The sequence below is a fragment of the Bradyrhizobium sp. genome (assembly GCF_030654605.1).
Lineage (GTDB): Bacteria > Pseudomonadota > Alphaproteobacteria > Rhizobiales > Xanthobacteraceae > Bradyrhizobium.
The window spans coordinates 54,264-72,108 of record NZ_JAURXB010000234.1; the positions used below are offsets into that span (position 1 = coordinate 54,264).

General features: G+C 63.5%; 20 protein-coding genes. 6 read left to right on the plus strand and 14 right to left on the minus strand.

The genetic code is table 11. From position 1 onward, the window contains the following. Positions 1-39: 39 nt before the first annotated feature. From Q7U29_RS21050 to Q7U29_RS21070, 5 genes are all read right to left on the minus strand, one after another. A complete protein-coding gene (locus tag Q7U29_RS21050) occupies positions 40-315 on the minus strand; it encodes a YiaA/YiaB family inner membrane protein (RefSeq protein ID WP_304744465.1) in 276 nt (91 codons plus the stop codon). Between the two features lie 204 nt (positions 316-519). Then, entirely contained in the window at positions 520-654 is a 135-nt protein-coding gene (locus Q7U29_RS21055; protein WP_304744466.1) for a hypothetical protein, read from the minus strand. A 72-nt stretch (positions 655-726) separates the two neighbouring features. Beyond that, complete coding sequence (locus Q7U29_RS21060; RefSeq protein ID WP_304744467.1) at positions 727-1,095, minus strand: hypothetical protein; 369 nt, start codon at positions 1,093-1,095, stop codon at positions 727-729. 214 nt (positions 1,096-1,309) lie between these two features. Continuing rightward, positions 1,310-1,585 (minus strand): YiaA/YiaB family inner membrane protein, encoded by a 276-nt coding sequence (locus Q7U29_RS21065; RefSeq protein WP_304744468.1) that lies wholly within the window; start codon positions 1,583-1,585, stop codon positions 1,310-1,312. A 63-nt stretch (positions 1,586-1,648) separates the two neighbouring features. Then, complete coding sequence (locus tag Q7U29_RS21070) at positions 1,649-2,344, minus strand: PspA/IM30 family protein (RefSeq protein WP_304744469.1); 696 nt, start codon at positions 2,342-2,344, stop codon at positions 1,649-1,651. A 101-nt stretch (positions 2,345-2,445) separates the two neighbouring features. On the opposite strand from Q7U29_RS21070, the gene Q7U29_RS21075 reads away from it, so the two are divergent. Continuing rightward, positions 2,446-3,060, plus strand: a complete 615-nt coding sequence (locus tag Q7U29_RS21075) for a TetR/AcrR family transcriptional regulator (protein ID WP_304744470.1) — start codon at positions 2,446-2,448, stop codon at positions 3,058-3,060. Between the two features lie 52 nt (positions 3,061-3,112). Here the strand turns inward: Q7U29_RS21075 and Q7U29_RS21080 are convergent, their stop codons facing one another. Further along, on the minus strand, positions 3,113-4,087 hold the full coding sequence (locus tag Q7U29_RS21080) for a quinone oxidoreductase (RefSeq protein ID WP_304744471.1): 975 nt from the start codon (positions 4,085-4,087) through the stop codon (positions 3,113-3,115). Positions 4,088-4,482: 395 nt separating this feature from the next. On the opposite strand from Q7U29_RS21080, the gene Q7U29_RS21085 reads away from it, so the two are divergent. Beyond that, the gene (locus tag Q7U29_RS21085; RefSeq protein ID WP_304744472.1) at positions 4,483-5,772 is read left to right on the plus strand and encodes a sulfite oxidase; all 1,290 of its coding nucleotides are present in this window, start codon (positions 4,483-4,485) and stop codon (positions 5,770-5,772) included. Next, complete coding sequence (locus Q7U29_RS21090; RefSeq protein ID WP_304744473.1) at positions 5,772-6,119, plus strand: hypothetical protein; 348 nt, start codon at positions 5,772-5,774, stop codon at positions 6,117-6,119. The genes Q7U29_RS21085 and Q7U29_RS21090 overlap by 1 nt, the downstream gene beginning before the upstream one ends. A gap of 115 nt (positions 6,120-6,234) precedes the next feature. Here Q7U29_RS21090 and Q7U29_RS21095 read toward each other — a convergent pair whose 3' ends face one another. The 8 genes from Q7U29_RS21095 to Q7U29_RS21130 form a co-directional block, all read right to left on the minus strand. Continuing rightward, a complete protein-coding gene (locus Q7U29_RS21095) occupies positions 6,235-6,618 on the minus strand; it encodes a cytochrome c family protein (RefSeq protein WP_304744474.1) in 384 nt (127 codons plus the stop codon). 99 nt (positions 6,619-6,717) lie between these two features. Continuing rightward, positions 6,718-7,713, minus strand: coding sequence for an FAD:protein FMN transferase (locus Q7U29_RS21100; protein WP_304744475.1), 996 nt, complete (start codon positions 7,711-7,713; stop codon positions 6,718-6,720). A 14-nt stretch (positions 7,714-7,727) separates the two neighbouring features. Then, complete coding sequence (locus Q7U29_RS21105) at positions 7,728-8,279, minus strand: nitrous oxide reductase accessory protein NosL (protein ID WP_304744476.1); 552 nt, start codon at positions 8,277-8,279, stop codon at positions 7,728-7,730. 8 nt (positions 8,280-8,287) lie between these two features. Next, positions 8,288-9,115, minus strand: a complete 828-nt coding sequence (locus Q7U29_RS21110; protein WP_304744477.1) for an ABC transporter permease subunit — start codon at positions 9,113-9,115, stop codon at positions 8,288-8,290. Further along, on the minus strand, positions 9,112-10,014 hold the full coding sequence (locus tag Q7U29_RS21115) for an ABC transporter ATP-binding protein (protein ID WP_304744478.1): 903 nt from the start codon (positions 10,012-10,014) through the stop codon (positions 9,112-9,114). The genes Q7U29_RS21110 and Q7U29_RS21115 overlap by 4 nt, the downstream gene beginning before the upstream one ends. Beyond that, positions 10,011-11,372, minus strand: coding sequence for a nitrous oxide reductase family maturation protein NosD (locus tag Q7U29_RS21120; protein WP_304744479.1), 1,362 nt, complete (start codon positions 11,370-11,372; stop codon positions 10,011-10,013). Before Q7U29_RS21120 ends, Q7U29_RS21115 begins: the two co-directional genes overlap by 4 nt. Before the next feature lie 14 nt (positions 11,373-11,386). Next, positions 11,387-13,324, minus strand: coding sequence for a TAT-dependent nitrous-oxide reductase (nosZ, locus tag Q7U29_RS21125; protein WP_304744480.1), 1,938 nt, complete (start codon positions 13,322-13,324; stop codon positions 11,387-11,389). Positions 13,325-13,342: 18 nt separating this feature from the next. Further along, positions 13,343-15,583: a NosR/NirI family protein gene (locus Q7U29_RS21130; protein WP_304744485.1), complete on the minus strand. Its 2,241-nt coding sequence runs from the start codon at positions 15,581-15,583 to the stop codon at positions 13,343-13,345. 201 nt (positions 15,584-15,784) lie between these two features. Here Q7U29_RS21130 and Q7U29_RS21135 point away from each other — a divergent pair, with 201 nt between their 5' ends. From Q7U29_RS21135 to Q7U29_RS21145, 3 genes are all read left to right on the plus strand, one after another. Further along, a complete protein-coding gene (locus Q7U29_RS21135; RefSeq protein WP_304744481.1) occupies positions 15,785-16,675 on the plus strand; it encodes a hypothetical protein in 891 nt (296 codons plus the stop codon). Between the two features lie 195 nt (positions 16,676-16,870). Beyond that, positions 16,871-17,152 (plus strand): hypothetical protein, encoded by a 282-nt coding sequence (locus Q7U29_RS21140; protein WP_304744482.1) that lies wholly within the window; start codon positions 16,871-16,873, stop codon positions 17,150-17,152. Continuing rightward, positions 17,152-17,619 carry a hypothetical protein gene (locus tag Q7U29_RS21145; RefSeq protein WP_304744483.1) on the plus strand — a complete coding sequence of 156 codons (468 nt, stop codon included), beginning with the start codon at positions 17,152-17,154 and terminating at the stop codon, positions 17,617-17,619. Before Q7U29_RS21140 ends, Q7U29_RS21145 begins: the two co-directional genes overlap by 1 nt. Positions 17,620-17,845 lie beyond the last annotated feature (226 nt).

The window sequence follows — 17,845 nt, forward strand, 5'->3', positions numbered from 1 at the left end:
CGGCGAGGAGGTATAAGGCGGCGTTCGCTTCGCGTGCCGTTACGCGGCCTTGTTGAAATCCATCAGGATGCGTTCGGCCTTGGCGTCCTCGATGCGGTTCACCAGCTTGCTGCTCTCGTGCATGTCGCGCACGGTCTTGGTCAGGGTAACGCAGGATTGCACCAGCATGATGATGCCCATCGCGAGATAGCCCTTGATCCAGAGATCGACCGGCAGGAAATAGACGCCGACCGCGACCAGGAAGGCCGCACCGGCGAACGAAGCGTAGGTGAAGGTAACCCACGCGGAACTGTGGGGCTGGGCGGTCTGGTTCATGGGAGTCTCCTGCAATGAATGTTGCGATCGGTGGATCGATTGGCCGCTTCGGAAAAGACGCATGCCGCCTTCCCGGTAGCGGAATTATGCATGACAACCTTAAGAAGTCTCGGACGCAGGGAGACGGAGATGCAGAAGGGTAAAGGATGTTTGAATTGGCGGGTGCAAATTCGCCGGAGACGGGCCCCTGCAGGGGAATTGATGTCAGATGCAGTTGCCCAACATGCACGCCGCGCCAAGAATAATTTCCATCCGATAGACCACGACAACGGCAACGAGGCCGGCCAAGGCAGCTACGGTTACCCCCACGATCGCCCATAGCTTGAAAGTTGATTTCATTGCCCTGATCCAGTTGTTGGCTGCGGCTCCATCGGCGTCGTGCGTTGTGTCGTGTTGATTCAGGACCTGCGTTCAGGTCCGATCCGTCGTCCTGCGGTGAACGTTGTAATCATGCGAGAGCAGCGAACAGATCGCCATGCAAAGTGCGCCGACGATTGCGACCGGCAACTGCGTGTGCAGCAAGTTGCCCCCGAACAGAAAGACGCTGAGCCCGGCAGCACTGGCCGCCCCGACGGTAGCGGTCAACGGCACCCGCAGATAAATAGGCACAACATAAGCCAGAACACCATCAACGGTTCCGGCGATCGGACATACAAACAGGCTGAAGAAAAGAACTATCGGGACACCGTAAGGGTCGCGATGTCCCTCGCCCACAAGATAAAAGGCGATGAGGACTCCGAGGACGGGGCCCACCAAGCCGAACACGAGCGCTCTCATCATTGAAGTCATCCCTTCATCATATCTTGCGTGAAACCCGTCGCGGCAGTTCTGCGCCGGTGACGGGCGGCAGTTGGTTGCGGGACGGGGTGGGATGATCTCTCAACCCGAACACTGTTGGAAACGAGAGACCGTCACCCCACCCCGCCGCTCATTGCATTCGTGTCGACCCTCCCCCTCCAGGGGAGGGTGAAGGGCGCGCATCGGTCGCGCGTCGTTACGCCGCCTTGTTGAAATCCATCAGGATGCGTTCGGCCTTGGCGTCCTCGATGCGGTTCACCAGCTTGCCGCTCTCGTGCATGTCGCGCACGGTCTTGGTCAGGGTGACGCAGGACTGCACCAGCATGACGATGCCCATCGCGAGATAGCCCTTGATCCACAGATCGAGCGGCAGGAAGAACACGCCGACCGCGACCATGAAGAAGGACGCGCAGAACGAGGCGTAGGTGAAGGTAACCCAGGCGGAACTGTGGGGCTGGACATTCTGGTTCATGATAATCTCCTGTTGATACGGGTTTTAAATTGATCGGGTTTTCGGTTCGAAGAGTCTCAGGGTTCAGGCAGATTGCGTGCGCTTGGCATGGAGCCGCGCCAGCACGTCATCGGCGGTGGATTTCATCCGCGGCCCAAAACCCTGTTCGGCGAGTTTTTCGGCGGTCGCCAGCGGACCGTTGGCGGCGTCGATTTCAATCAGGGCCTGATCGGCGGCGGCTGCTTCCAGCTGACGTTCGCGCAGGCGCTTCAGCGTCTGCTCGGCTTCCGGCAGCGTGGATTCGTAGGGACGCGCGGCTTCGATGCCGCCGCGGCGCAAATTGCGAACCGCTTCCGAGGCGCGGGCGATACGGCGGCCGCGATCGAGTTCGGTGATGCGCATCTCGGCGTTGGCGACGTGGCGCTTCAGCCGCGTGATCTCCGAGGCGAACAGCGCCCGCGCGGTCATCGCGGCGTCGCGGTCGGCCTCGAGGCCGGCAATCGCTTCGGCGGCTTCCCTTGCGAGATCTTCCCGGCCACCATCGAGCGCCGCGGTGGCACGGACTTCCAGATCGGCGATCCGGGCATTGGTGGCGTCGAGCCGCCGGCCCTCCTGCTGGTCCTGGGCGATCGCCAGCGCCAGCGTCCGCTTGGCGCGGTCGACGGCGGAGGCCGCATCGCGCATCTGCTGGTCGAGAATGAGAAGGGCATTGCGGCCCTCCAGTTCTTCTCCCGCGACAGCCACGCTGCCCCGGAAAAGCGTCAAAACCGTTTTGAACATTTGCAACTCCCTGTTATGAGCATCGCTCACGGATTGGATATAGCAGGGACTTGAGCGTTGCTCAAGAGAAATTTGAGCATTGCTCAAGAAAAATGGAAACAATGTCTAAAGCCTTGGAAAGACGTGAAAAACTCCGCGAAGAGCTGATCCTGGCGGCGGAACGGAGCATCAACGCAGCCGGACTGGCGGGCTTGAAAACCCGCGAACTGGCGCGGGAAATCGGCTGCGCCAATGGCGCGGTCTATAACCTGGTCGCCGACATGGATGAACTGATCCTGCGGGTGGGATCGCGCACGCTGGCGCGGCTGGACGCCGCCCTCACCGCGGCCGAAAGCAGCGGTCCCGCCTCGCCCGCGGAGACGCTGGTGCGCATCGCGGTGGCCTATTGCGACTTCGCGGCCGACAATACCGGACTGTGGCGCGCGCTGTTCGAACACCGGATGGCGCCGGACAAGCCGGTGCCGGAATGGGCCGTTGACGAGCAGATGGCGCTGTTCCGGCACATCTACCGGCCGCTCGCAGCCTTGTTTCCGAAACGCACGGCTGCTGAATTGGGCGTCACCGCGCGCAGCCTGTTCTCGGCCGTGCACGGCATGGTGACGCTCGGGCTCGAGCAGAAGCTGATCGCGGTGCCGATCGCGGCACTGCGCGCCGAGATCGCGCTGATCGTGCGCGCGATGGTGCGGGGGCTGGAGGGTGAGCTTGCGAAAAGCTGATGCAGGTCTCGCAGCTTTCACCCTCCCCTGGAGGGTAAGAGAACGCCGTTCCTCACACCGTCAGAACCGTCGAGCCGGTGGTCTTGCGCGCGGCGAGGTCGGCGTGGGCCTTGGCGGCGTCCTTCAAGGGATAGGTCTGGTGCACCTCGATCTTGACCGCGCCTGACTTCACCACGTCGAACAGCTCATTTGCCATCTCGACCAGTTTTTCGCGCTTGGCGGCGTAGGTGAACAGCGTCGGGCGGGTGACGAAGAGCGAACCCTTGGCGGCCAAAAGGCCGAGGTTGAGCGGTTCGACCGCGCCGGAGGACGCGCCGAACAGGGCCGCGACGCCGAGCGGCGCCAGGCAGTCGAGCGATTTCAGGAACGTGTCCTTGCCGACGGAGTCGTAAACCACCGGGCACTTCTTGCCGCCGGTGATTTCGTCGACGCGTTTGACGAAATCCTCGCGGGAATAGACGATGGTGTGGGCGCAGCCATGGGACTGCGCCAGCTTGGCCTTCTCGTCGCTGCCGACGGTGCCGATCACGGTGGCGCCGAGATGTTTCGCCCATTGGCTGAGGATGGTGCCGACGCCGCCGGCCGCCGCATGCAACAGGATGGTGTCGCCGGCTTTGACCCGGTAGGTCTGGCGGATCAGATATTGCGTGGTCAGGCCCTTCAGCATCATCGCCGCAGCGGTGTTGTCATCAATGCCATCAGGCAGCTTCAACAGGCGGTCGGCCGGAATCAGCCGCGACTCGGAATAGGCGCCGAGCGGCGACGCGCCATAGGCGACGCGGTCGCCGGGTTTCAGGTCGGTGACGCCGGAGCCGACTTCCTCGACCACGCCGGCGCCCTCGCTGCCGAGCCCGCTCGGCAGCTGCACGGGATAAACCCCCGAGCGGTTGTAGATGTCGACGAAGTTCAAGCCGACCGCGGTGTGGCGGATGCGCGCCTCGCCCGGACCGGGCTTGCCGACCTGCACCTCCTCCCAGACCAGAACTTCGGGACCGCCGGCTTTGTGAAAACGGATGGCATGCGTCATGGACTAGCTCCTTGGGATGAGACGAAAATGAGAGGGAAATGGTGAAACACGACGGCGTCGCGGCCGTCGGCCACCTTGTTGCCGCCATCGCAGCCGATCCGCGTGGCGGCCATGCGCGTTCCCTGAATTCTTGCTTGGCGGGCGCCTGGCGCCGCGGCGCAAATGTGCCGCCGGCGGCCAGGAAGCGCAAGGGTTGAAGGAGGGTTGAAGGAGGGTTGAAGGAGGGTCGAACAGGGGTCGAGCCGGATGGCAGCCATGGCTGAATGCATGCCGGTTGGATCGGGCGCGCCGTGCCGGTCTTGCAGCCAGCCCGCAAAACGCAAATACTCAAGCCAAACGGGAGTGCCGGGGCAACCCTGGCAAAATCCCGAGACAGCACCAAGGGGAGAAATGTCATGGCGCAACAAGCCGACGATGCCGTCGAGGGCGGCAGCCACTTCATCACCAGCCGGCGCGGATTTCTGGGCTCAACGGGGCTCGCCGCGATGGGCGCGATCATCGGCGGCGTGATGCCGCTGTCGCCGGATGGCGGCGGCATTCCCGCCGCGCATGCGCAAGCCCCCGCGCCCGCGCCCAAGGGCCCGCAATATCTGAAATTCCCGGGGAAGAACGACAAGCTCGTGGTGCTCGGCGAAAAGCCGCTGGTCGCCGAGACGCCGGAAAGCCTGCTCGACGACGACACCACCCCGATCGAGAAGTTCTACATCCGCAACAACGGGCTGATTCCGGAGGAGGCGAAAAATCCCGACGCCTGGAAGATCACCATCGACGGCGAGGTCGACAAAAAGCTCGAGATCACGCTCGGCGAGCTGAAATCGAAATACAAGGCGGTGACGCGGCGCATGGTGCTGGAATGCGGCGGCAACGGCCGCGCCGCGTTCTCGCCGCCGGCGCGTGGCAACCAGTGGACCAATGGCGGCGCCGGCTGCGCCGAATGGACCGGCGTGCCGCTGGCCGAGGTGCTGAAAGCCGCGGGCCTGAAGAAAACTGCAAAATACACCGCGCATTATGCCGCCGACCTGCATCTGTCGGGCGACGCCAACAAGCCGACGCTCTCGCGCGGCGTGCGGATCGAGAAGGCGCTGGACCCCCACAGCATGATCGTGTGGGCGATGAACGGCCAGCCGCTGCCGAACATCCATGGCGGGCCGGTGCGTCTGATCGTGCCGGGCTGGGCCGGCTCCGCCTCGCAGAAATGGCTGACCAAAATCACCATCCGCGACAAGGAGCATGACGGCCCGGGCATGACCGAGTTTTCCTACCGCACCGCCATCAAGCCGATGATCCCCGGCGACAAGGGGGACCCGAAAAATATGCGCATCCTGGAATCGATGCCGGTGCGCTCGATCATCACCAATCCGACCAACGGCGCCAAGATCGCAGCCGGCACCAGGGAATTGAAACTGCGCGGCGCGTCATGGGCCGGCGACCTCACCGTCAAGCAGGTCGATGTCTCCACCGATTTCGGCGCCAGCTGGCAGCGCGCCAATCTGGAAAAGCCGAAGAACAAGTATGACTGGCAGCGCTGGACCGCGACCTTGAAACTGCCGACCGACGGCTACTTCGAGATCTGGGCCCGCGCCACCGATTCGAAGGGCGCGATGCAGCCGCATCTGGCCGGCTTCTGGAATCCGCAAGGCTACGGCGGCAACGCCATGCACCGCATCGCGGTGCTGGTCGGCTGATGGCGCGTATCGCCTGGACTGTGATGGCGGGCCTGCTGTCGATCGCGCCCGCCATGGCGCAATCGACCTTCACGCCGCGTGACGAAAGCCCGGAGGATTTTCCGGCCGGAGCCGGCCGCGATGAAACCTTCTACACCTGCACCGCCTGCCACGGCTTTAAACTCGTGGCGCAGCAGGGCATGACGCGGGTGCAGTGGGACGATTCCATCAACCTGATGATCCGCCGCCACAACATGCCGCCGCCCGACGACAAGGATCGCGCGGTGGTGCTGAACTATCTCGAGGCGACCTATCCGCCGCGGGCGCCAGCCGCGCGTGGCGGCTGGCAGAACCCGTTCGCGAAGTGACCAAGCCTTCGTCATGGCCGGGCTTGTCCCGGCCATCCACGTCTTCGCTTGTTGATGCGCAGCCAGGACGTGGATGCCCGGCACAAGGCCGGGCATGACGAGAATTCTGAATACTCTACTTCTTCTTCCCGGCGGCATCGAACTGCTTGAGGAAGGCGAGCAGGTCGTTGGTCCGTTGCTCGTCCTTCAGGCCGGCATAGATCATCTTGGTGCCCGGGATCTTGGCCTTGGGGTCCTTGATGTATTCGCGGAAAGTGGCCTCGTCCCAGGTAATCCCGGAGTCCTTGTTGGCGGCGGTATAGTTGTAGCCGGCGACGGTGCCCGCCTTGCGGCCGATGATGCCGTTGAGCTGCGGGCCGACGTTATTCTTGGCGGTCTCGCCGATCTGGTGGCAGGCCTTGCACACGCCAAACACCTTTTCTCCGGCCGCGGCATCCTGGGCTCTGACTTCACCTGACCCGGCGACCGCCAAAAGTGCAACGAAAACAAACCCTCGCATCCTGTTCTCCTGTTTTAACAGCCCGTTGGGGCCGGGAATCTCTGGCTGATCGGCATCGAGCGGTCGATCCGACTTTCGGACTGCCGGGGACGGCATCTCTCAAGCACCATACACGATCAAAGTTCCATTGGAATCGGTGATACGGGCCTGAACATTCGGCCTGGCCGCCACGATTTCAGCGATAACAGCTAAAGGCATCAGGCTGAACGCGGTCGACAAGGCGTCCGCTTCGGTGGCCGTCGGCGCCATTACGCTCACGCTACGGTAGCGCTGCGGACTGCGTCCCGTTACCGGATCGAACAGGTGGGTGAAGCGGCCTTTGACGTCAAACCGGAAGCCGGCGCCCGCCGAGGTCGCGACCGCGCGGTCGACCAGGTCGACGGTTTCGGTGAGCAGGCCCGGCCGGTCGGGATCGCCGAGACCGACGCGCCACGGCGTGCCCTCGGGCCGCGCGCCGATCGCCCTGATCTCGCCCATATTGACCAGCGTCGTCGACAGGCCGGCCTGACGCAGCCGCTCGACCACGCGGTCGGTGGCAAACCCCTGCGCGATGCCGTTCAGCGTGATGGCCGCGCCGCGCCGCAGCAGCGCGATCCTGTTCTCGCCGACCAGCAGGCCGGCATAGCCGACCTTCGCCAGCGCCTCAGTCAGCTGCAGCGGCGAAGGGCCGTCGCTGCCGGGTTTCTCCGACGAGAAATGATCGGCATGAAGCTGCCACAGCGGCTGCACCGTCGGATCGAACGCGCCGCCGGTGATTTCGGCAAAGCGCAGCGAGGTTCGCAGCAGCGCCACCATATCGGCGTCGGGCGCAACGAGAATGCCGGTGCGGTTGAGAATCGAGATCGCGGAGTCCGTCCGGTACAGGCTGAATTGCTGCTCCAGCCCCCGCACCTCCAGCACACAGCGCTCGACCAGCCGTTCGGCCTCGGCCCTATCCGGGTGATGGATTTCGATCGAGACCTGCGCGCCGAGCGCCGATCCCTGCCAGCGCACGGGTGCATTGGCATCTGCGAAGCGGCTGGAGGCCAGAAACGCCGATCCGGCCGCACTCGCGGCAATGACGATCAAGCGCCGCCGGGTGAGATGTTGAAGCATCGGCTGGTCCCTCGTCAATTGGTCCGCACCTCGGGAAGTTCATTCTGGCTCTGGTCGCCGGGGGCGTCGCTGCCGAGCACATAGTCGCGCGGTATCTCCGTGAACGTCACCACCCGGCCGCCATTGGCGGCGACAAAGACGTCGGCGGCCTCGCGGTTGCCGAATGGCACCGCCTCGGCCGCACCCATGCCGCCCTGCTTGCGGCCCTCGATCACGAAGAAGGCCTTGCGCGCGTCGACCCAGTTGGTAGCGCCAGGATCTTCCCAGCTTTTCGCCCGCGCCATGTCCGACACATAGATCGCCCTGATGTCGCGGGGCTGGTCCGGCATCAGAGTGAAGGCCACGGTGTCGCGCACCGACGAGAACCAGAACGGATCGATCCGGCCGGCGGTGATGATCTGGCCCTTCGGTCCGGGATGTTCGAGCAGGTTCATGCCGCAGAACACGCCCATGGCGTCGCTGTTGAGCGCCACCGGCGGCGGCGCGACCGAACTGGCCGTATCCTGATTGCATCCGGCGAGGAAGATCATGGCGACAAGCGCGCCGAGGATTCGCCAGGTGATCATTCGCAAACTCATAATTCCCTCCGCGCAAAGAAGGCGGTTGCCAGTCCCAGCGGTGCGGCGATCCAGACCAAAAGTCCGAGCAGCAGCGCGCCGACCCCCGTGCTTGCGGTGCCCGCCAGCCCGGCCATGCCGGAGAACTGGCTGACGTTGAACCCGGTCAGGTTGGTCAGGCGGTAAAGATCGGTCGGATTGAGAAACAGCAGCGCTTCCAGCACCGCCGCCGTGACGAAGTGTCCCTGATCGACCACCAGGATGCCGAGCAGCGCCATGTCGAACACCAGCACCATCAACAGCCAGATGCCGACCGAGATGCCGGCCGCGGTGCCGCGATCGCGCACCAGGCTGGAGATCAGATATCCGATCGCGACGAACACCGCGCCGAGCAGGATCGAGGTCCCGAGCATGGAGGCGAAGGCGTACCAGCTCGCCGCCGGCACCGACGCGCCCGTGATGGCGAGCGCCGCCGCCGCCGCGCCATAGCCGATCACGGTGGCAAAGGCGAGGATCAGCACATGCCCGCAGAATTTGCCGAGCAGGACCTGGTAGCGGCCGACGGGATAGCTGAGCAGCAGGATCATGGTGCCGCGCTCCATCTCGCCGACGACAGCGTCATGCGAAATCAAAAGTGCGATCAGCGGCAGCAGGAAGATGGTGAGGCTGGAGAGACTCACCACCACGACGTCGAGCGCGCCGGCGCCGACATTGCCGGTCGGCGCGCTGCCGAGAAAGGTGAGCGACAGCGACAGCGCGGCCAGCAGCAGCGTGGTGGCGAGAACCCAGCGGTTGCGCAGCCCTTCCTTGATTTCCTTGGCGGCGATGATGACGATGTTCCTCACGCGGCATTCTCCCGCAGAAAATGCGCATAGAGATCGTCAAGCGTCGGCGCCGCGATCTCGATATTGGTGACGCCGGGATTGCCGGCGGCGACGCGCAGCAGCTCCATCTTGGCGGCCTCATCGGGCACCAGCAGGATGCGGCCGTGCGAGGCGGCGACGCTCGCCCCGTTCATCCAGGCCGGCGGAACGCTCGCCCCGGGCGCCAGATCGAGCGAGACCCGGATCGGCAATTGCGAGATCGAGCGCAGTTCCGAAAGCGAGCCCTGCGCGACCAGAAGCCCGCGGTTCATGATCAGGACATGCTCGGCGCGATCTTCCAGCTCGTTCAAGGCGTGCGAGGAAATCAGCACCGTGGCACCGTCGTCGCGCAATTCATTCAGGATTTCATAGAAGGTCTGGCGCAGCGCCGGATCCAGCCCCGTGGTCGGCTCGTCCAGCAGCAGCACGCGCGGCCGCCCCAGCAGCGCCTGGGCGAGGCCGAGCCGTTGCCGCATGCCCTTGGAATAGGTCCCGACCCTGCGATCGGCGGCATGCATCAGGCCGACGCGCTCCAGCAGCGGCCACGCCGAGGCGGGCTTGATCTGCTTCAGCCGCGCGTAGAACGCCAGCGTTTCGCGCCCGGTCAGGGCAGCGTTGAACGCGACATTCTCCGGCAGATAGCCGAGTTGCCGCCGCGCCGAAAATTCACCGGCCGCCGGATCCTCGTCGAGCACGCGGACCTCGCCGCGCTCGGCGTGAATGAGGCCGAGCATCAGCTTGATCAGCGTGGTCTTGCCGGCGCCGTTGTGGCCGACCAGCGCGCTCAGCCGTCCCGGACCGAGATCGAACGAGACGTTGCGCAACGCCTTGACCGCACCGTAGCTCTTCTCCACGCCCTTGACGGCAACAGTCACGGTCATTGCAGGCTCCGGCTGGCTGACGGTTTCGGCGGCGGCGCGATCAGGGGATGGGTATCGACGACGCCGCCGGGATAGAGTGCCGGAAACTGCGCCTGCGCCCAGCGCAGCACCTGCACCGCGGGGCTGTTGATCAGCACCTTCGCCGCGGGCGCGGTCCACAACACCCGGTCGACCAGATCGTTGGGGCGGTAGGCGGTGTCCGCGATGCCGTCGCCATTGAGATCGAACGCCGGATTATCGCTCCAGTAATTGCCACGACCTCCCTTCGACCAGTCGAGGTCGCGGGTGCCGACATATTTCACCTGGTTGCGGTTACCGACGAAGGCGTTGCCGGTGATCTCGTTGCCCTCGGAGCCGGCGGTGAAATGCACCCCGATGCCGCAGCGCTCGAACCAGTTGTTGCGAAACTTGTTGTGGTTGGTGTTGTAGATGAAGACGCATTTGCCGGGTCCGGAACGCAGGCCGGGTTCCGGCTTCGATTCCGGCAGCATGCCGCGTTCTTCGGCCGGGCCCTCGTCACGACTGCTTGCGGTGATATCGAGCGAGCCGCCGTTCACCCAGTTGCCGTCGATCTCGGCATAGTTGGCGTAGTTGAACAGCATGCCGTAATCGCGGTCGCGATCCGAGATATTGTTGCGGATGATCAGCCGGTTCGAGAACATGATGGCGTAGCCGACGTGATTGCCGACCGAGACGTTGCCGCTGACTTCGCTGTCATTGGTATACATGTAATGCACCGCGAACCGCACCTGCTCGAAGCGGTTGTCGATGAAGCGGTCCTTGCGGCTGGCAACCGTGAAGATGCCGTCGCGCCCGTAGCGGAAGCTGTTCCCGGCGATGGTGACATCGGGCGCATTCCAGACCGAGACGCCGTTACCGGCATCGTTGCGGCGCCCGCCCTGCATGCCGTCGACGATGTTGCGCAGCACGCGCGACCCGGTCGCACCATGGACATAGATGCCGTACAAATTGCCTTCGAAGCGATTGTTTTCAACCAGCGCGCGCTGCGCCGATTTCTCCAGGAACAAGCCGGAATCCATCTTCTCCAGATCGTGACCCGACCCCCGGATGGTGACGCCGCGGACCGTGACGTCGGGCGCCGTCACGGTGACGACATTGCCGGTCCCGCCGCCGTCGAGCACCGCGCCCGGCTTTCCGCTCAGGACCACGCGCCGCTCGATCCGGATCGCGCCGTTGTATTGGCCCGGCGCCAGCTCGATGACGTCGCCGTCCTGCGCCCGGTCGAGCACCGCCTGCAGCGACTGCTCCGGGACAGCCTTCAGCGTCTCCGCAACCGCGGAGCCCGGGATTCCGGCGGCGAGGATCGCCGCCGGAACAATGCGCAGGAAGATGAGCACGTGTCGCTACCGCCTCAGGACGTCCTGGGCTCGACCAGCATGCGGCCCTTCATTTCCATATGCATGGCGTGACAGAACCACTGACAATAGTACCAGTAGACGCCGGGCGCATCCGCCTTGAACGTCACCGAGGCCGTGGCCATCGGCGCCACCTCCATGGCGACGCCGTAGTTAACGATGGTGAAGCCGTGCGTCAGGTCCTCCACCGCGTCGATATTGGTGACGTAGACGGTGACTTCATCGCCCTGCTTGACCTGGAACTGGTCGAGGCCGAACGCCGGCGCGGTGGAAGTCATGTAGACCCGCACCTTGTTGCCGTCCCTGATGACCTTGGAGTCGGCTTCGAGATTGATCCCGTCGGCCTTGGCCTGCTTGACCGCATCGGCGAAGAACGGATCGGCGCGATCCCAGATTGAAACCGGATTGATCTTGGAACGGTGCACGATGGTGGCGTCATGCGGTTCGGCAAAGCTCGGACCGTCATGTACCAGCTTCATCTTGTCGCCGGAGATGTCGATCAGCTGGTCGTTCTCGGGCTTCAAGGGACCCACGTTCAGGAAGCGGTCCTTGGAGAACTTGTTGAGCGAGATCAGCCACTTTCCGTCTGCCTCCTTGGTCTGTCCCATCGAGGAGTGGTTGTGGCCGGGCTGATAATGCACATCGAGCTTCTGAATGATCGGGTCGACCTTCTCGCCCTTGAACGCGCGCCTGGCGAGATCGATGTTCCATTTGACCACCTGGCTGTCGAGGAACAGCGTCGTGTAGGCATTGCCCTTGCCGTCATAGGCGGTGTGCAACGGGCCGAGGCCGAGTTCTGGCTCGGCGACCACGACATCGCGCGGCTTGATCTTGTCGTCGAACAACTGGTCGAACAGCCGGACGTCCATCACGGTGACGGTCGGCGAGAGTTTCCCTGCCGCCACGATATGGATACCGTCCGGCGCGGTGTTCATGCCGTGCGGGCTGTTGGCAACCGGGACATAGCGCGTGTACTTCGAGCCCTTGCGGCCGTCGATCACCGGCACGCCGTTCATTTCCTTGAAGTCACCCTTCTTCACCGCCTCCTCGATGCGTTTGATGTTGAAGATGGTGACCCAGTCCTGCTCCTTGGCGGTCATTTCCGCGAGCGTGACACCCTCTTCGGAATTATAGCAGGTGGAGAAGGCGTACTTGCCCTGGTAGTCCGCGTCGACGTTGTCGAGATTGCCGTCGACTATCACCTGCCAGGCGACCTTCATGGTATCGCCATCGATCGCGCTGAAGACCGAGTGATACTTCTTGGGATCGTCGAGTACCTTGCCGTCGTTCGGAATCGGCACGCCGTCCTCGCCGTTGGCGAACACATAGCCGGTGCGCGGATATTTCTGCACGCGCAAGCCGTGCACCGTGTGCTGGTTCGGCAGCTGGATGATCTTGTCGCACTTCATGACGTCGAGCCGTACCCGCGCGACGCGGGTGTTGGCCTTGTCATTCATGAAGGCGTAGCGGCCGTCATAGGTGCCGTCGGTGAAGGAGATGTGCGGGTGATGCAGGTCACCATTCATGTAGGTGCCGCCGCGGGTCTTGAGGAACTCGCGGGTCTCGGGCAACAACCCCTCGGTCAGCACCTTCAGGCTTTCATTGGTCTGGCCCCAGCCGGTGGCGCTGCAGCGGTTGAACACGGGAACGCGCATCAGTTCGCGCATCGACGGCAGACCAACGATGCGCAGTTCGCCGCACTGGCCGCTGGAGAAGAAGGTGTAATATTCATCGAGTTCGCCGGGAGCCACTTCGGCCTTGTGCAGCACCGCGGGCCGCGCGGCCGGCGCCTTCGGCGCGGCTGCCTTGGTCTGCGCATCGGCAGTCGTGGCGTTGAGCGCGGCGCCTCCGGCAAGGCCGACACCTGCGGCCGCCGCGGTCGTTCCAAGCAAGGTACGCCGACTGACGCCCTTTCCGTTTTCGTTGTCGCTCATAATAGCCCTCCTAGGCTTTCAGGTTGGTGGTGGTGTGATGGCGCCGACCGGCGGCAAATTGATCGGCTTGCCCCCGGCGGTGATGATGGTGTTCGGGCCCTTGCCGTCGCTGCGCATCGAGGGCGACGACAGCGCGTCGCGCTTCTCGCGCTTCAGCCGCACCTGGATCATGTGCGGGCAGCGGTGATCGTCGAAATACAGTTCCTGGCAATGCATGCAGTAGATGCACTCATTGACGTTGATGTGACCCTCGGGGTGGATCGCCTGCACCGGGCATTCCTTGGCGCAGCGCTGGCAGGGTGAGCCGCATTCGGGCCAGCGCCGCAGCCATTCGAACATCCTGACGCGGCCGGGAATCGCCAGCGCGGCGCCGAGCGGGCACATATAGCGGCAGAAGAACCGCTCGACGAACAGGCCGGCGGACAACGTGGTCAGGGCGTAGATGACGTAGGGCCATTCGCGCGCGAACTTCAGCACGATGGTGGTCTTGAACGGCTCGACCTCAGCCAGTTGCTCGGCGAGCGCGGTCGAATACAGCGACATGCCGAACAGGCCGAGGAAGATGATGTATTTGATCGGCCACAGCCGCTCGTGCAGGCCCCATGGCAAACGGTATTGCGGGATCTTGACCGCCTGGGCGATGTTGTTGAGCAATTCCTGCAGCGCGCCGAACGGACAGAGCCAGCCGCAGAACGGCCCGCGCCCCCAGAACAGCAGTCCGGCCGCGATCGCGGCCCAAAGCAGGAAGATCAACGGCGCCGACAGGAAGTATTCCCAGCTGAAACCGGTCAGCAGCGAATTGGCGAAGGTCAGGACGTTGACCACCGAGAGCTGAGCGTTGGCGTACCAGCCGAGCCATACCAGAATGAACAGCAGGTAGCCGCGGCGGACCCAGACGTAGACCCGGGGCCGGCGCACCAGGCTGTTCTGAAAGAAGAAGATCAGGGTCAGCGCACCGAGGGCTGCGATCGTGATGCCGATACTGACGACGTTGCCGCGCCAGATCTTCATCCACAGCGGTTCGTCTTCGCCGACGAAGGGAGTCCCGGCGGCGCGCTTTGCCGGCCCTGCGGCTGCCGCGGGCGGCGGCGCGGCGGATGTGGCAGCCTGCTGCTGCGCCGGCGCTGCCGGCTCACGCTTGAGGTAGCCGTCCGGCAGCGTGTAGCCGAGATCGAAAGTCAGCCAGGCCTTGTCCTTGGCGCCGACCACGCGCTGGACCAGCAGTTGCAGCACCCAGGGTTCGGTCGGATCGAAGGTGAAATCTGGCGGCAGCACGAACAGCGCGATTTCGGGAAAGTGCGGCGCGCCTTCGGCTTCAAGGCCTCCCAACCTTGTGTGGTCGCGGTCGCGAAAGCGGATGCTGTTGGTGTCCTGGATCAATTCGACGCGATCGAAGATGCCGCCGCGGACATAGGCCGCCCCCTTGAACGAGTAACGCCCCGATCCCGCGACGACGAGGGCCTGCTGACCGGGCTTGAGCCGGCCGGCCAGCCGATTGTAACCGTCGTCGCCGAGCAGGCTGCGGCCGATGGCCGGCACCGCGACGTCGGCGACATAGAGATCGATAAAGGTGTCGTCAGGGTCGCCCTCTTCCGGATGCGCGGCGGCCGCGGCGTTGCCGGATTTTTCAAAGGCCTTGTTGACGTCGTCGACGGAAAGTACCAGCCGCCGCACGGAACCGTCACCGACCAGCGTTTCCCAGTCGCGAATCTCGCCTTTGCCGGGATCGATCGTCTTCCTGGCTTGCGGCGCCGCAGCAGCGGCCGCGATGCCGCCCCGGCCGCCGAGCCGGCCGCCCTTGATCAACTTGGTCGCGGAACGGACGATGCTGTCGCCCATCACAAGCACGGTAACCGTCGCGCCGCTGACGATGTCGACCTGCGGGGCGGGCGCGGTGCCGCGTGCGACGCGGTCCATGTCCGCGCCGATCAGCTTGTTGACGGCATCGACCACGCGCTTTTCCGGAATGCCGAGCAGAACGATCGGCTCCTTGTGCTCGACCATCTTGAGGCCGGTCACCACGCCCTTCGGCGTGATGCCGACCAGAAGCTGGATCGGCTTGCCGGAATAGCCGGTCGCATTGGCAAAGTCGGAGTTGAGATAGACGAAGCCGAGCAGCTGATCGTCCTTCAGTGCGGGCACAATCGCCGGATCGCCCTGCGGCGGCCCAAAGCGATTCGCGCCGGCCACCAGTTCGGCCGGCTCGGCCTTGCCAAGGTATTCGCCGAGACGGCCCGCGGCGCGCGCCTCTCCAAGCATGGCAATCCAGCCGAAGACGGCCAGAATCCCCAAAAGGGCATAGATATTGACGGATTTTCGCAAAATGTCTTCCAGATTTCAGCAGAACGCCGTTGTTCTGGATTAAGCTCGTAGAACACAGATGCAAGATTACCAGTTGCGCTGGATCAAACAACCAGCACTCCGAATGCTTCAAAGTTATGACAGAGCGAGGGGTCCGACATGCGCAAAGAGCCGCTCCTGACCGCCGTTCCGCCGGTTCCCGTGGCGAGCCTCAGCGAGCTCTATGCCATTGCGTTCGATCAGGCGCAGAAGGCCGCGCAACGCTACGGCGCACTGGCCACGCAGCCCGATGAGCGCCTGCTGCCGGTGCGCGCGGTGTTCGCGGTACTTTCGGCCTGCGAGCGCGAGCGCTGCGACAACCTGTCAACGGCCTGCCTCGCCGCCTGCGGCAAGCGCCCCGATGGGTCCGATCTACGCTGGGCGCCGATTGATCTCGTCGCCGCGGCCGAGATCGCCGAGATCGGGAACTCCAGCCTGGCGACGCCCTACACCGCGTGGGCGCTCGCGGCCCGCCACCGCCAGCGCGCCTTCGTATTCTGGACCTACGTCATCGCGCTCGCCGAAGATCCGCAGGTACGGCTGACGGCGGAGAGCCTGGCGCGGGAAGCGCTGTCGGACGGCAATCGATGGCGCCGCGAGCGCCGGCTGGCCTGGAGGAGCGAGAAGACCGCGGCCGATGACGGCGCGGCTTCCGACGAACGGGCGTCGGCGGCGCTGCTGGAAAGTCTGCTGCTCAGGGATATCATCGCGTGGTCGCATGGGCTGACGCCGGCGCAGCGCGACCAACTGCTGGCCATGGATCCCTCGCGCCTGCCGCCGCACTTTCTGACGCCGTCAGACCAAAGCGGCATCGAACCCGCGTCCGGAGACCATGAGGCGATCAAGCGCCGCGCGCTGCGCCGCGCCGAGCAATTGTCGAACATCTATCTGGACGAAGCCGACAGCGCCGACGACGAAGACAGCATGGAACTCGCGCAGAAACTGGCGGCGGGGTCCATCATGCGGCTCGCGGGCCTGCGCAACGTCGCCGCGGTATCGGCGGTGCGATGATCGGCCGGCAGAACCCGTTCGCCAAGTAAGACGGGCAGGCAATTTCTGTTCGAAAACCCCAACAGATATCAAAGCCGCGTCCCCTAATAGCGGCCGGCGCACCAAGTTGCTGGATTGCAGACGACGATGGCGTCAGACCGAGAAAAAAGTATAATAGCCTCCGAAATTGCGAAACCTTCACACCGGAAAAATGCGATGGAAGTCAAGGAAGCCGTAAGAGCAGCGAAAAATTGGGCACTCGATGTTATGGGGGACGAAACTCTCGCCAATCTCGGTCTCGAAGAAGTTGAATTTGACGATAACGCCAAAGTTTGGAAGATCACGCTTGGTTTTTCAAGGCCATGGAATTCAAACCGCAATGCGCTGTCGACTCTCACAGGCGAGGCACTTCCAAAGCGCGCTTATCGAACATTTCTGGTCAACGACGTAGACGGGACCGTCACGGGGATGAAGCGAAAATTGAGCGTCGATGACTAATGAATCCTGTCTTAGTCCTAGATACCAACCTAATTATTCTGCTAATCGTCGGACTGGCAGATGAGAAATCGGTGCCAACCCACAAGCGTACCCGCGCATATTCAGTGAATGATTTTCGACTGCTTCTAAAGATAATTTCCACTTACGAAGATATGAGGGTGATTCCGAACGCGCTTTCCGAAGCTTCGAACCTTCTCGACTTTGAAGGGGACGGTTTGCCTGCGAAAATATTTGCATGTTTCTCGCATTTCGTTTCAACGACGAAAGAATGCTACATCCCCAGTCTCGATGCTTTGCAGAGGAACGAAATACGGAGACTGGGACTGACGGACACAGCTACTCTTGAATTAGGAAAGGAGGGCTTTCACATTCTTTCAGCAGATGCCGGACTTTGCATAGCCGCTTCAAGAGCGGGATATATTGCCTCGAACTTCATTCACGCGATTGAAGCCGCCCGATTTGTCTAAGATTGTGCGGGTCAACTATTATCCGAGCGACCGTGTTTCGACCGATAGCAGGATTGAGATTGCCAAGGTGGAATATTCCCTACTCGATCCGCAGGCCCGAGGCCTTGACGACCGCGCTCCAGCGCGCGTCCTCGCTGTCGAGAAAGGCGCTGAACGCCGCCGGTCCCTCGTCGCGCGGGATGGCGCCGAGACCGGTGAACTTCGCGACGATCTCGGGCGACTGGAT

Coding starts and splice junctions, on each gene's coding strand:
- Q7U29_RS21050 (WP_304744465.1), bottom strand. CDS start 315: ATGAACCAGACCGCCCAGCCCCACAGTTCCGCGTGGGTTACCTTCACC.
- Q7U29_RS21055 (WP_304744466.1), bottom strand. CDS start 654: ATGAAATCAACTTTCAAGCTATGGGCGATCGTGGGGGTAACCGTAGCT.
- Q7U29_RS21060 (WP_304744467.1), bottom strand. CDS start 1,095: ATGATGAGAGCGCTCGTGTTCGGCTTGGTGGGCCCCGTCCTCGGAGTC.
- Q7U29_RS21065 (WP_304744468.1), bottom strand. CDS start 1,585: ATGAACCAGAATGTCCAGCCCCACAGTTCCGCCTGGGTTACCTTCACC.
- Q7U29_RS21070 (WP_304744469.1), bottom strand. CDS start 2,344: ATGTTCAAAACGGTTTTGACGCTTTTCCGGGGCAGCGTGGCTGTCGCG.
- Q7U29_RS21075 (WP_304744470.1), top strand. CDS start 2,446: ATGTCTAAAGCCTTGGAAAGACGTGAAAAACTCCGCGAAGAGCTGATC.
- Q7U29_RS21080 (WP_304744471.1), bottom strand. CDS start 4,087: ATGACGCATGCCATCCGTTTTCACAAAGCCGGCGGTCCCGAAGTTCTG.
- Q7U29_RS21085 (WP_304744472.1), top strand. CDS start 4,483: ATGGCGCAACAAGCCGACGATGCCGTCGAGGGCGGCAGCCACTTCATC.
- Q7U29_RS21090 (WP_304744473.1), top strand. CDS start 5,772: ATGGCGCGTATCGCCTGGACTGTGATGGCGGGCCTGCTGTCGATCGCG.
- Q7U29_RS21095 (WP_304744474.1), bottom strand. CDS start 6,618: ATGCGAGGGTTTGTTTTCGTTGCACTTTTGGCGGTCGCCGGGTCAGGT.
- Q7U29_RS21100 (WP_304744475.1), bottom strand. CDS start 7,713: ATGCTTCAACATCTCACCCGGCGGCGCTTGATCGTCATTGCCGCGAGT.
- Q7U29_RS21105 (WP_304744476.1), bottom strand. CDS start 8,279: ATGATCACCTGGCGAATCCTCGGCGCGCTTGTCGCCATGATCTTCCTC.
- Q7U29_RS21115 (WP_304744478.1), bottom strand. CDS start 10,014: ATGACCGTGACTGTTGCCGTCAAGGGCGTGGAGAAGAGCTACGGTGCG.
- nosZ (WP_304744480.1), bottom strand. CDS start 13,324: ATGAGCGACAACGAAAACGGAAAGGGCGTCAGTCGGCGTACCTTGCTT.
- Q7U29_RS21130 (WP_304744485.1), bottom strand. CDS start 15,583: ATGCTTGGAGAGGCGCGCGCCGCGGGCCGTCTCGGCGAATACCTTGGC.
- Q7U29_RS21135 (WP_304744481.1), top strand. CDS start 15,785: ATGCGCAAAGAGCCGCTCCTGACCGCCGTTCCGCCGGTTCCCGTGGCG.
- Q7U29_RS21140 (WP_304744482.1), top strand. CDS start 16,871: ATGGAAGTCAAGGAAGCCGTAAGAGCAGCGAAAAATTGGGCACTCGAT.
- Q7U29_RS21145 (WP_304744483.1), top strand. CDS start 17,152: ATGAATCCTGTCTTAGTCCTAGATACCAACCTAATTATTCTGCTAATC.